The organism is Ureibacillus thermosphaericus (assembly GCF_012396605.1).
Lineage (GTDB): Bacteria > Bacillota > Bacilli > Bacillales_A > Planococcaceae > Ureibacillus > Ureibacillus thermosphaericus.
Genome location: NZ_JAAXPW010000026.1, coordinates 1 through 13,906 on the forward strand (window position 1 = coordinate 1; position 13,906 = coordinate 13,906).

Genomic DNA, 13,906 nt, shown 5'->3' on the forward strand with positions numbered 1-13,906 from the left:
CATGCGATGGACAACTCTACGAGGACTGGAAAAATTGTCCATGCAGGCGATGCTTACTTTCGCTGCCATGAACTTAAAGAAAATGGCAAACTGGACATGGAAAAGACCATGTCCAGCCTAAATAAGAGAAGAATCTTAGAAAATGATGAGCAAAAAAAGACAAACCCCAACTCAAATGAAGCATTTGAGTTGGGGTTTGTCGACAGTCTGAAACGCCCACGAAAAAACACGTGGGCGTTATTTTACGCTTACTTTTAAAGTAAGCTTCAATAATCGACCGTGGGATTCGCTATTTTTAACAAGAAGCAATCCTTTAGCTTCTAGGTCGAGAATATTGACGTTTTTAATACCGTATTTAACAAGAAATTGAACTGGCACCCACTTATCCATTTCTTTTGACTTCACAAGAATTAATGCGAGTTTTTTTATGCGTATCTTCTTCCTCCTTTTTTAATTTTTGTTTTTCTTCCTTGTCTCTCATGGTCATGATCCATCACCTCCTTTCAGTTGCTTTCTTTTCACCAAGCTAGCCGTCTCTGTAAAACAAAAAAACTGATACTCATCCAAAATGAATAAATATCGGCTACAAAAGGGGTGGGGCATGAAACGGGTGGGGTACGCCTATTGATTTGAAGTGGTGGAGGATAGAGAAAATATATCTCATTTTTCCTCTATAAAGGAGTTTTATTTTTTAATAGTTTTAGACCGTTTTTAGGATTAATCATTTAATAATAAATAAGTCCATATTGAGTAAAGTTATTTGAAATTTAGAACATAGGATAATTGTTTATAGTCATGACAAGTTTTGTCGATTTTTTGTCGTAAAAATACACCTGTCATATATTTTTTTGTAGAATAATAGTTAATGGAAAATAACTGGTTGCTTCTTATGGTTATAGGGGGAAATAACATGTATGGCAAAATGCTAGATAATAAAACGCATGGAAATGTTGGGGATGAGTTAAAGCCTTACCTTAAAAAGGGCTCAAAATTATCAATTATGTCGTCTTATTTTACAATTTATGCTTTCGAATCTCTTAAGAAAGAGTTATTAAAAGTAGATGAAGTTCGATTTTTATTCAACAGCCCAACATTTATACAGGATTTCAAAATACCAGATCCGTTAGTTATGCAAGAAAAACTTAAGCGGGAAAAAAGTTTGTCTGGAACAGACTTAGAAGTGAAGTTTCGGAACGAGCTCAACCAAGCGAAAATTGCTCGTGAATGTGCTGATTGGATTCGCTCAAAAGTTGATATGAAGTCATTAAAATTACCAATGGCACAAGGGAACCTTATTCATGTTCAAAACAAGAATGATGATTCAATTGCGATTCAAGGTACCTCACATTTCACAAGTAGTGGATTAGGATATACGTATTCATCTAACTATGAAATGAATTCGCTAATTAAAGAACCTGGACAAGCCATGAATTATATTAACTGGTTTGATTTAATTTGGAACAACGAAGAGCAGGTCGAAAGTGTAAAACAAGAAGTACTTAGCCACATAGAGAAAATCTATCGAGATAATACACCTGAGTTTCTGTATTATGTGACCCTTTATAATATCTTTAAAGACTTTTTAGAAGAATTGAGTGAAGATGATATCGTAAAATCCAAAACAGGCTTTAAAGATACGGTCATTTGGAACAAATTATATAAATTCCAAAAAGACGGGGTATTAGGAGCCATTGATAAGCTTGAAAAATACAATGGATGTATCATCGCTGATAGTGTTGGTCTCGGTAAAACGTTTGAGGCATTAGCTGTAATTAAATATTACGAGCTGCGAAATGACCGAGTGTTAGTGTTGTGTCCGAAAAAGTTAAGAGAGAACTGGCTTATTTATACACAAAACGATAAGCGAAATGTTTTGGCAGCAGATCGTTTTAATTATGATGTATTAAATCATACAGATCTAAGTCGATATAGTGGTATGTCTGGAGATATTAACCTAGCAACAGTCAACTGGAGTAACTATGATTTAGTTGTTATTGATGAATCACATAATTTCCGTAATAATGAAGCTCGTAAGGATCGAGAAACACGATATTCACGTTTAATGAATCAAATTATTAAATCTGGTGTCAAAACGAAAGTATTAATGCTTTCAGCTACACCGGTCAATAACAAGATGAATGATCTGAAAAACCAAGTTGCTTTTATTACGGAAGGAAAAGATGACGCGCTTGAATCTGCAGGTATTGATAGCATTGAATTTACATTAAGAAGAGCTCAACAAGCGTTTAATAAATGGTTAAAGTTGGACGAAGAGGAACGGAAGACAGATACACTATTAGAAATGTTAAACTTTGACTACTTTAAATTGTTGGATGCTGTGACGATTGCGAGATCTCGTAAGCATATTGAAAAGTATTACAACATGTCAGAGATAGGGAAATTTCCTGAAAGATTAAAACCGAAAAATGTTCATCCTGATATCGATGCAGAAAAAGAGTTTCCTGAAATAAAAGAGGTTAACAAAATAATTAATCGTTTGAATTTAAGCGCCTACTCACCATTAAAATATGTTTTGCCTGAGAAACAAGCCGAATATAGCAAGAAATACGATATTCAAGTTAAAGGTGGGTCTGTTTTTAAGCAAATTGATAGGGAACGCAGTCTCGTTCACTTAATGCGTGTGAATTTATTAAAGCGTATGGAGAGTTCTATTTACTCGTTCGGTATGACGATTGCGGCATTACTTGAGAAAATCGATGAACTATTAAATAAGCTTGAAAATATCCATCAATTTACGGATCAATCGATTAGTATTACTGATATTAATATCGATGACGATGAAGTAGAAGATATGTTAATTGGATCGAAAGTAAAAGTGCTGATTCAAGATATAGATCAAATCAAGTGGCGCCAAGACCTTGAAGAGGATAAACAAAAGCTAGAGAAACTTCTTGTGGAAGCGGCAAAAGTCAAACCTTGCAGGGATGCTAAACTATTAGAATTAAAGTCTATTATTCATCATAAGGTGACAAATCCAATTAACCCAAATAATAAAAAAATCATTGTCTTCACTGCTTTTGCTGATACAGCGAGTTATTTATATAATGAGCTGTCCGAATGGATGCTCAATGAATATGGGCTTCACACAGCCCTTGTAACGGGAACAGGTGGGAATAAAACAACGATTGGCGATATTTCTAAAGATTTAAATACTATCTTAACCTACTTTTCACCAGAATCGAAAGAACGAAATAAAGTGGATGAAAAGGCAATTGAAGAAATTGACCTACTTATTGCAACAGATTGTATTTCTGAAGGTCAAAACTTACAAGACTGTGATTATTTAATTAATTACGATATTCATTGGAATCCAGTTAGAATTATTCAACGCTTTGGACGAATCGATCGTCTTGGATCAAAAAATGATGTAATTCAGCTCGTGAACTTTTGGCCAAACATGGATTTAGACGAGTATATCAATTTAGAAGCTCGTGTAAGCGGTCGGATGGTTTTATTAGACATATCGGCAACGGGAGAGGAAAATGTCATCGAGTATGATGAAAAGAAAAAAATGAATGATCTGGAGTATCGTGCAAAACAGTTGAAACAACTGCAAGAAGAAGTAATCGACCTAGAAGATATGTCAAGCGGGATCTCGATTACTGACTTAACGTTAAACGACTTCAAAATGGATTTAGTCGATTATATGAATAAACATAAACTTGATTTAGAAACGGCTCCGTTAGGTATGTATGCAATCACGTCTAAACATTTAACTCCTAATGGTGAAGCAAAACCAGGCGTCATTTTCTGTATAAAACAACGGAACGCTCAAGCGAAAATTAAAGAAACGAGTGCGTTGTATCCTTATTACCTTGTGTATGTAAGTAATGATGGTGACATTTTGTTAGGTCATTCGAAGACAAAGCAAATACTCGACCTGTATCGAAAAGTTTGTATGGGCCAAAATGAGTTGTTTACAGACTTAATTTTGCAATTTCATGAAGAAACGCATGAATTAGAGGACGTGTCTGATTATAAGTCATTATTAGATACGGTTGTTGAATTTATATTAGGAATTGTTGAAGAAAAAGGCATGGAATCTTTATTTAGTTTAGGGGACTCAAGTTTATTAGTTGATACACACACAACGTCAGAAGACTTTGAATTAATTTCGTTTTTAATCATTAAGTAGGTGAGAAGGTTGCGAGAATGGGCTATAGAGAAGTTTGAGATACCACAAAGAACGGTGTTAAACCGAAAAATTCCAAAAAAAACATTCTTTTCTCAAGGGGACTTATCGAAAAAGGAGAAGGAGCTATTTACTTCTCAAATAGAAGGCATATACTTACTGAGTGTAATGAATCGACAAAGTATGAATATCTCTCCATATCAGTCAGAGGAACATCACTATGCCGAAGTAGTATGGATTTATGTACAATTCCGTACGAATGAACATGTTACACGCATTATTCAAGCGATTCATAAATCGATTCCCAATCCTGTTGTTCTGATTACGGAGTCCCATGAACAAGAGTGGTTGCTGAGTACCTGTCATAAGCGGTTGAATAAAAATGATCCAACGAAAGTAGTGATGGATGAGCCACTACTGACTGGGTGGTTTCATCCAAATAGCACCATCAGTTCTTACCAGAGGTTGCTTAACGCCTTAAAGTGCTCGAATCAATCGTTTGTTAATTTCTACAAATTTTATGATGACTTGAATCGTTGGATACAGTGTTCACCAATCATCGAGTGGATAGAGTCCTTTCCAACAGAGATTGAAAAACGTGATCTAATCATTTCTAGGGTAACAGATATCTACGGGAAAAAATCTCAATTAGAAGAGTTAAAACAAAAGCAAAATCAAGTTTTAGACTTTGGCACAAAGATAGAACTTCATATGGAAATGAAACAAATCGAAGAGAACATTCAATCACTAATAAGTGAATTAAAGGAGTTGTGTAACTGATGCAAAAATTAGATGGAAAAACATTTAACGTTGTACAAGATAACATTGAAAAACTAAAACAACTTTTCCCAGAAGTATTTACAGAAAACAAAATTGATTTCGAAAAACTCTTGCTCACATTTGGCGAACATGTCGAAAAGGAACAAGAGCGCTACGAGTTTACATGGAATGGAAAAACAAAAGCGATTCAACTTGCGCAAAAACAAACGACAGGTACACTTCGCCCACGCAAAGAAGAAAGTGTGAACTGGGATACAACAAAAAACCTTTATATTGAAGGAGACAATTTAGAAGTACTTCGTGTACTTCAGAACTCCTATCGCAACAAAGTGAAAATGATTTACATTGATCCACCGTACAATACTGGGAAAGATTTTATCTATAAAGATGACTTCCATGATAACATTAAAAATTACAAAGAAAAGAACAAAGAGAATATGAAATCAAACCCTGAAACTAATGGTCGATTTCATACTGATTGGTTGAATATGATGTATCCCCGGTTAAAATTGGCACGTAATTTACTAACAGAAGATGGAGTTATATTTATTAGTATAGGTGATGATGAATTAGAGAACTTAAAAAAAATATGTATAGAAATTTTTGGAGAATCGAATTTTATAGCTCAAATGAATATAGTAACAGGTGCGAATCAATCAGGTGAGGGTGTTTTAATACAAAAAAATGTTGAATATTGCTTAGTATTTTCTAAAAATATTAATAAAGCAAAAATTAATCGAGTTGATAAAACATCTGAATCATTGAGAAATTTGAATGATGCACCTACACCATTAAGTACTCGACTAGAAATGGGGTATACAATTTATTATCATCCAGAAACTGAAGATATGATCCCATTAAAGGATTATGATTTTTCGAAAGTTCATACAAATGATGAAAAGTTGGTGTATAAAGATGACAGTACATTATTATCTAAGGGATATATACCTATTCGTCCTGGAAAGAGAAACAATGTTTTACATCGTTGGCGTTGGGGAATAGAAACTTTTTTAGAGCGTAAAGAAGAAATTGTTATTGTAGAACGGAATGGAAAATATGTTCCTTGCTTCAAACAATCGGGCTATAATGCACCAAAAAACATTCAAAATTTTAGTGGGGGAAAAGTTGAATTAAAAAGATTATTTGCTGACAAAGCTTATTTTGACTACCCTAAAGGCGTTAATTTTATGAAATATTTGGTCAATATAGGTTCCGATAAAGATTCAATTATTTTAGATTTCTTCTCTGGCTCAGCTACAACTGCACATGCAATAATGGAGTTGAATTCAGAAGATGGTGGTAATCGAAAGTTTATTATGGTGCAATTAGATGAACCATTAGATGAAAACTCTGAAGCTTATAAAGATGGTTATAGAACAATTTGCGATATTGGACAGGAACGTATTCGCCGTGCGGGTCAAAAGATATTAGAAGAGAATAAAGACAAAGAAGGTATTGAGAACCTTGATATTGGTTTCAAAGTGTTCAAGCTTGATGATACGAACTTAAAAGTTTGGGATGAGGACTCAGCAGATTTAGAAAGAGATTTATTAGATTTAATTAATCCTATTAAAGAAGGACGTACACAAGAAGATGTTGTTTATGAAATTCTTCTTAAATATGGAATAGATTTAACGGTTCCAATCGAAAAAACGAAAGTAGCGGACAAAGTTGTTTATTCAGTCGGAATGGGTTATTTACTTATATGTTTAGAACGTGATTTAACCCTTGAGCATATTGAAGAAATTGCTAAACAAAAACCAGCACGAGTAGTATTTTATGATGAAGGTTTTAAAGATGATACCGTTCGAATTAATGCGCAACAAATTTTAAAACGTTATGGCGTTGAAGATATCCGTGTCATTTAAGGAGGAGATGGAGTCATGAAGATTAAGTTTGATGAACAACAATATCAGCTCGACGCCATTAAATCCATTACGGATATCTTTGAAGGGCAACCTGTAAAAGTGTCGAATTTCACGGTTAGTATGGGCAATATTGTTGGACAAGAATTAACTGAGCTTGGAATTGGAAACAAATTAGAATTATCAGATGCGGAGTTACTTGAGAATGTTCAAAAGATTCAAGTTCGTAATCATTTGAAAAAAAGTACCGATATTCAGGATCGAAATTTTACGGTTGAAATGGAAACAGGTACCGGTAAAACATATGTATATACGAGAACGATATTTGAGTTAAATAAACTGTACGGTTTTTCAAAGTTTATTATCGTTGTTCCGAGTGTTGCGATTCGTGAAGGGGTTTATAAATCCTTCCAAATGACAGAAGAACACTTTGCTGAACTTTACCCGGGTCAACATTGCCATTATTTTAAATATGATTCTTCCAAACTTGAACAAGTTCGTGAATTTGCTACAAGTACTAATATCGAAGTGATGATAATTAATATCGACGCATTTAAAAAGAGCTTTGATGATCCGGAGAAAGAGAATAAGGCAAACTTAATTCACCGTGAACGTGATTCCATGAATGGAAAACGACCGATACAGTTTATTCAAGAAACAAATCCAATCGTCATTATCGATGAACCACAAAGTGTCGATAATACGGATAAAGCCAAAGAAGCAATTGCATCCTTAAACCCATTGTGTAAATTGCGCTATTCGGCTACGCATCGTGAAACATATAATTTAATGTACAAGCTTTACCCGGTTGATGCCTATGAGAAGAAGTTAGTAAAAAAAATTGAGGTTCTATCTGTAAACTCGGATGAAGATCATAACGATCCGTATATCAAACTCATTAGCGTATCGAATAAAAATGGTTACAAAGCAACAGTTGAAATTGACGAGAAAAAGAAAAACGGAACCGTTAAACGTGTGAAAAAAGAAATTAATCCAAACACGAAAAATGATTTATACCTTTTATCCGGTGAACGGGATCTATATAAAGGATATGTGGTAGAAGGGATTGACTGCTATCCAGGAAATGAATCGGTAGAGTTTACAAACGGTAAAGTGTTGCGATTAGGTGAAGTGATTGGTGGAATGGACGATGATTTATTAAAAAGATACCAAATACGTGAAGCAATTCGTACACATTTAGAAAAAGAGCGCCGTCTCGTTCATAAAGGAATCAAAGTTTTAACGCTCTTCTTTATTGACAAAGTTGAAAACTACCGCATTTATCCAAAAGGCCAGCCATGGCAAAAAGGAAAATACGCCAAGATGTTTGAAGAAGAGTACGAAAAACTTATTAATTTACCAAAATATCAATCACTTTGGAAAGAAGATCAATATATCGTAAACAGAAATGCCGAAGAAGTGCATAACGGGTATTTTTCTCAAGATAAGAAAGGTCAATTTAAAGATAGCCGAATGAATAAAGATGGATCGTTACGTTCGAATAAAGACGATGAATCAACATTTGAGTTAATTATGAAAGAGAAAGAAAAATTATTAAGCTTTGATACACCTTTACGATTTATTTTCTCCCACTCGGCTTTAAAAGAAGGATGGGACAACCCAAATGTCTTTCAAATATGTACGCTTGTTGAAACAAAGGATACATTTACGAAAAGACAAAAAATAGGACGTGGATTACGTTTAGCCGTAAACCAAGAAGGTAAACGCCAATACGATGAAGACGTAAATATCTTAACCGTTATCGCAAATGAATCGTATCAAGAGTTTGCTGAGACATTACAGAAAGAAATGGAAGAAGAAACAGGCGTTAAATTTGGGTACCTTGAAGAGCACTCTTTTGCGACGATTACAAAAGTTGATGAAGAAACAGGTCAAGAAAGTGCAATTGGATACGATCAATCAGCTCAAATATTTGCCTACTTATTAAAAGAAAATTATGTAACGAAGCAAGGAAAAGTAAAGGACACACTTAAAGAAGCATTAGTAAAAGAGACATTCGAAGTACCAGCTGAATTTGAAGAAATAAAAGAGGATATTGAGAACATAATTAGACGTTCCATCAAAAAGTTACCTGTTTTCAACAAAAAGGATGAGGTCACCATCAAGCTGAATAAAGAAGTATTATTGGGTGATGATTTCAAACAATTGTGGGATCAAATCAAATACAAAACGACCTATTCCGTAGATCTTGACGTTGAAACCCTTAAAAAACGTTGTATTGAAGAAATAAAGAAACTAGAGCCTTTCAAAGCACGAAAGATTAAACGTGAAAATGCCATATTAAAAGTAGAACATTCTGGTGTATCGGGTGAAGGTCAAACAATGAGAGTGTACGAGGCGTTGGAAGAGAAACGTCGTCTACCAGACATCTTACGTTACCTACAAGAACAAACCCATTTAAAGCGCCGTACATTGGTTGAGATTTTAATCGGTTCTGAACGCTTAAATGAATTCGAGAAAAATCCACAGGCATTTATGGAAGCTGTGATGAAGGTCATTAATCGCGAAAAGAAAAAGCTCATCGTTGATGGCATCAAATACGAACGTATCGGAGATCATCATTATTACCAACAATCTTTGTTTGAAAATAAAGAACTTGTTGGCTATATGAAAGCGAACGCAGTAGAAGTATCAAAAAATAAATCGGTATATGACTACATTCGCTATGATTCAAATACAGAAAGAGCTTTTGCTGAAAAATTAAATAATGATGAGGATGTAAAGCTGTTTGTCAAACTTCCATCTTCATTTGTTATCGATACTCCTCTTGGTAACTACAACCCAGACTGGGCAATCTTAATGGAAAAAGAGGGTGTCGAGAAATTATACTTTGTTGTCGAAACAAAAGGTAGTACTGACCAAGAAGATCTTCGCTTAAAGGAAGATGGAAAGATTCAATGTGGACGTAAACATTTTGAAGCACTACAAACGGAAGTTGAATATAAACTAGCAGATAGCTACGATATGCTAAAAGAAAGTATTTAAGCTTCTACAAAATAATATTTAAACTTTTTTATAATTCAACATCATTGCCCTGGCAACATGTCTTTAATTGAACGTGTGCTGGGGCATTTTTTAGGAGGAAATGTTATGGAACAGTGGTGGATGATTCGGGCAGGAGATTTTAATGAGTTAATTCCTGTTTGGAAAGAAGAGGGGATCGCATCGATAGGATGGCCTCAATTAGGTAATCCAAAGCATTATCGAACCAAAGAAGATATGTTAAAAAAAGCAAATGAAGTATATCAAGAACACAAACCAAGTACTAGAAGAAGTTGGGTTAGTCAAGTTTGGAGATTTAGTACTGAGATTAAAAAAGGCGATCGAGTTATTACTTATTCTAAGGAATTAAGAGAATACCTAGTAGGTACTGTCACAGAAACGCATTTTTTTGATAATTCTATTGGTAATCCAAATTATCCAAACCATATTCGAGTTGAGTGGGAAGAAATCACTGTAAGTCGCGATTTGCTCTCCCAAGCAGCGAAAAATAGTTTAGGGTCTGTATTAACTGTGTTCCGTGTCGATCAATGGGGGGACGAAATAGAACAATTTATTGAACATCCATTTTGGGAGCCAGATATAGATGAGGCTGATGAAGATGAAGTAAAGGAAGATTTAGTTGGAAAAGCTCTTGTCATGATCGAAGATAAGGTAGACATATTAGACCCTTGGGAATTGCAAGATTTAGTAGGTGGTTTATTAGAAGCAATGAACTACAACGTTCGTATAAGTCCAAAAGGGCCAGACGGTGGAGTGGATATCCTTGCCTTTAAAGATGCATTTGGATTTGAAAAGCCGATTGTTAAAGTCCAAGTGAAACATCGAAAAAGTGCAGCTTCTGCACCAGAAGTACAACAATTACTTGGTGCTAACCCTATCGATGCGAATTGTTTATTCGTATCAACAGGTGGGTTTACTTCTCAAGCTGAAGCGGTAGCCAAACACAATTCAGTCCGCCTGGTTGATCTTGAAGAATTAGTAAGACTAATTGTTGAATGGTACGAAAAAATACCTTCAGATAAAAGAGCATTGTTACCATTGCAAAAAGTGTATGTTCCGGAATAATTAACATAAGAAAATGAGGTTCGGTATCATAATAGAATCCCTTCTATCATATCATCTACTAAATTATGAAAGAAGGGATGATTATAAAAATGAGCCTAAAGCATTACCTAGTGCAATTAGAAAAAGAAAGCGAGAGATTCCACAATAGTTTATTTAAACCAGCAAACAGATCCTTATCACTGGAAACGGTAGAAAATATAATCTCCATTGCTCATGACTTGCAAGATAGTGTAATGAAAGTCCATCATGAGAGTGCTCGATTTGATAAAGAACGTATTGGGAATTTATGTGAAGATATAATCGATCTTACTTCGTATAATAGTAATGTGTATGAGCTTGCAAAATTTGATTTCGATAGAGAGAGTACAGAAATCGATGACGATTTTATACATATGGAAGATACAGATTCTCTGTTGGAATATAATCGCCAGAAAGCGCTTGAAAAGCATGAAGGTTTAATTGATAGGGCAAAAGAAGATGTCTATAAATTGGAAGGCAAAATGAAACAAATAATCTCTTTACTTAAAGGCGTAAAATCACATCAGTAAATGATTAATGTTTAGTAGATAATTTTTGGCTCATATGTTCTTGCCAAATAGTTTGTCCATTCATTAGAACTGCCCTTTATCAATACAATGAGTTAACCGAATGAAAATTGGTCACCAAACTGGTCACATACTTAAAATAATTGACGATTACACCAGGATATTTATTGAATATCAAAACGCCCACAACCCCTGATACAAGTAGGGTTGCGGACATTTCGAGAAATTAACGGAAATTCTATATTGGTTTTGACAGGGAGCAGTTCAGCCTTGGTTTGTACTACTCATTTTTAGTATGTTTCAATTCATTAAAATAAAAGTTGGTATATCACAAAACCAATAAATAGTACTAAAATTAATATTCCTATACCTTTCCATCCTATACCTTCTCCTAAATTTCCCAAACTCCCATTTTCAGTTCGATTAAACCCATCATTTAGTGTACCTGTTGGATTTTTTTTAATTTCTTCAAATCTCATTCTTTCTCTTGTCTCTTTGGGAGATTCCCCATGTTTCATCAAAAAATCAACCTCCTTTATCTATCTAAATTATCCAAATTTAAAGCTTAATAAATTATAAATTATTTTATAATAGATTGAGATTTATTTCGAATATTATTCCAATTTAAATAAATATTGATAGCTTTTCTAATTATAGGAAGAATCGGTTTGGTTTTAATCTTATGCACACTTTTTGTTGTTTTTTACAATGCAGGGTTAAAAGTTGGTGGAGCTGCAACAAGATATGATGTTGAACCTACCTATAACGATTCTACTGGAATGTATTCTATTCCTTATGTAAATCGAGGTGGTACTTATTATGCAATTAATGTTACAAAAAAAGCTACATCTGGAAAAATAACAGCACGTTATTGGGTTGGACATAATAGCTCAAAAAAGGATATGGTTGGAACTCAATTAATGTACGATCCTAAAAAAATGACTCTAGGTGGATTTGAAGAACCTTGTTCAACTTGTCACGGTACACCTATGGAGAACTATTACATCAACTTCAGATGGATTAAGATGGATTATGGCAGAAGCAACTGTTCCGGCTTCAGATTTCGGTTTAACAGGATATCAATTTACTTTAAGTAGCAATACTTATTTTAATTTTACAGATATGGATGGTGTAACTCGACATAGTATGGCTGGACCTTCCGTAGATTTTACGCTTGGATGAGCAAGTCCTATTACTAGAGTAAAAGGCAATTCCATGTATGTTTCTAAATAATTAACTTAATATATTCTGAAAGTGGGAGGTTCAAAATGAAAAAAATAATATTTTTAGGTTTATTTTCTGTTATTTTAGGTTTTACAGTTGGTATGACAAAAGAAACCTTATTTAATAAAACAGTTTCTGCAGATTCACCTTTATCATTTAAAGTAGAGGAATTTAGAAATGGAAAACCTTTCAATAACAACGTAGAACTTTCACCAGAAATAGGAACACCTGTGATAAAAGAAGGGGATATAGAATTAATTACTGTAGATTCACCAAAAGCTGAAAAAGTTAAAGTTCATTTAAAAAATGGAGTAACTGGTGAAGAAATTGAAACAGTAACAATGAAGGAGTTTTTAAAGAATCAAGATAAATATAACAAAAAGATGGACGATGCTGTTAAACAGTCTCAACTAAACAAATAACAAATTTTATAGTTCTAAAGATGCTGTGTACAGAAACTTATTATATGAACAAGATTTTATTGAGAAATATTGGTGGTTATGCTCTTCTAAAAAAGAGCTAGCTAAAACATGATATTTTGTTTGGAATGCCCCGTATACAGTAAAGAAAGTCGAGTAGATTAATTTTCATTCACGAAATTTCATCATTGTTTGAACCTTGGAAAAAATGAAATGGTTGACGTTAGTTGCGTATGGACTTACATCATTGATAAACTCTTCTACCTTGGAAAAGCTTTCAAATTGCAGTTTAAGCATAAAGCATGCTTTTCCTGATATACGGTAACAAAACTCCACATTTGGCAGACCTTCTATAAAATTTTTAAAGGATTTATAATCTCCGTTTTTAACGGTTGCTTCTACTATACATTGGATAGAAGAGATCTGGATAAGAAGAGAATTTAAAGTAAGAGGCGAATCATTTGGGTTCGTCTTTTTTTACTATTTCAATGATGTAATTATTAGTGATTCATATTTCAGTATAAAATAATGGGTTTGTGACAAATTAAGTCCAATGGAGGTGACTACATTGTCAAAGAAGAAAAGAAATCAATTAGATCGGGAAGAGTATGGATATGGATATGATTTAAGTCCCGATGATTTAGATGTGATAGGTCAAAATGAAAAAGCAAAAAAAGAAAATCAAAATGAAAATAAACGTAAACCCTCTAGTAAGCAAAATCCTTCTATCTTAAATGAGTAATCAATATTACCAAAAATTCGCAAGCATTCCGAATAAACAGTCTACACTGTTATGGAACTTGCGAATTTTTTCTTATTGATTCGATTATT

At 33.9% G+C, this 13,906-nt stretch carries 12 protein-coding genes and 1 pseudogene; 10 read left to right on the top strand and 3 right to left on the bottom strand.

The window, feature by feature from the left end; translation table 11 throughout:
- Window positions 1-121: transposase (locus HF990_RS10520; protein ID WP_141603313.1), on the top strand; the 121-nt coding region annotated here is incomplete at its 5' end.
- Window positions 122-237: 116 nt separating this feature from the next.
- Here the strand turns inward: HF990_RS10520 and HF990_RS10525 are convergent.
- Window positions 238-390: a hypothetical protein gene (locus tag HF990_RS10525; protein WP_168412556.1), complete on the bottom strand. Its 153-nt coding sequence runs from the start codon at window positions 388-390 to the stop codon at window positions 238-240.
- Window positions 391-910: 520 nt separating this feature from the next.
- On the opposite strand from HF990_RS10525, the gene HF990_RS10530 reads away from it, so the two are divergent.
- From HF990_RS10530 to HF990_RS10555, 6 genes are all read left to right on the top strand, one after another.
- A complete protein-coding gene (locus HF990_RS10530) occupies window positions 911-4,156 on the top strand; it encodes a helicase-related protein (RefSeq protein ID WP_168412557.1) in 3,246 nt (1,081 codons plus the stop codon).
- A gap of 9 nt (window positions 4,157-4,165) precedes the next feature.
- A complete protein-coding gene (locus HF990_RS10535) occupies window positions 4,166-4,933 on the top strand; it encodes a DUF4391 domain-containing protein (protein WP_168412558.1) in 768 nt (255 codons plus the stop codon).
- A complete protein-coding gene (locus HF990_RS10540) occupies window positions 4,933-6,801 on the top strand; it encodes a site-specific DNA-methyltransferase (protein WP_168412559.1) in 1,869 nt (622 codons plus the stop codon). Before HF990_RS10535 ends, HF990_RS10540 begins: the two co-directional genes overlap by 1 nt.
- A gap of 15 nt (window positions 6,802-6,816) precedes the next feature.
- Window positions 6,817-9,804, top strand: a complete 2,988-nt coding sequence (locus HF990_RS10545) for a type III restriction-modification system endonuclease (protein WP_168412560.1) — start codon at window positions 6,817-6,819, stop codon at window positions 9,802-9,804.
- A 105-nt stretch (window positions 9,805-9,909) separates the two neighbouring features.
- Entirely contained in the window at window positions 9,910-10,887 is a 978-nt protein-coding gene (locus HF990_RS10550) for a restriction endonuclease (protein ID WP_168412561.1), read from the top strand.
- Between the two features lie 89 nt (window positions 10,888-10,976).
- Window positions 10,977-11,435, top strand: a complete 459-nt coding sequence (locus HF990_RS10555; protein WP_168412562.1) for a hypothetical protein — start codon at window positions 10,977-10,979, stop codon at window positions 11,433-11,435.
- Between the two features lie 305 nt (window positions 11,436-11,740).
- Here HF990_RS10555 and HF990_RS10560 read toward each other — a convergent pair whose 3' ends face one another.
- Window positions 11,741-11,950 (bottom strand): DUF6366 family protein, encoded by a 210-nt coding sequence (locus HF990_RS10560; protein ID WP_168412563.1) that lies wholly within the window; start codon window positions 11,948-11,950, stop codon window positions 11,741-11,743.
- 436 nt (window positions 11,951-12,386) lie between these two features.
- Here HF990_RS10560 and HF990_RS10565 point away from each other — a divergent pair, with 436 nt between their 5' ends.
- A complete protein-coding gene (locus HF990_RS10565; protein ID WP_168412564.1) occupies window positions 12,387-12,614 on the top strand; it encodes a hypothetical protein in 228 nt (75 codons plus the stop codon).
- Window positions 12,615-12,700: 86 nt separating this feature from the next.
- Window positions 12,701-13,078: a hypothetical protein gene (locus tag HF990_RS10570; protein ID WP_168412565.1), complete on the top strand. Its 378-nt coding sequence runs from the start codon at window positions 12,701-12,703 to the stop codon at window positions 13,076-13,078.
- 165 nt (window positions 13,079-13,243) lie between these two features.
- Here the strand turns inward: HF990_RS10570 and HF990_RS10575 are convergent.
- Window positions 13,244-13,489 (bottom strand): annotated as a pseudogene (locus HF990_RS10575) (Lrp/AsnC ligand binding domain-containing protein); the annotation flags it as partial.
- 139 nt (window positions 13,490-13,628) lie between these two features.
- On the opposite strand from HF990_RS10575, the gene HF990_RS10580 reads away from it, so the two are divergent.
- Entirely contained in the window at window positions 13,629-13,817 is a 189-nt protein-coding gene (locus HF990_RS10580) for a hypothetical protein (RefSeq protein ID WP_172597866.1), read from the top strand.
- Window positions 13,818-13,906 lie beyond the last annotated feature (89 nt).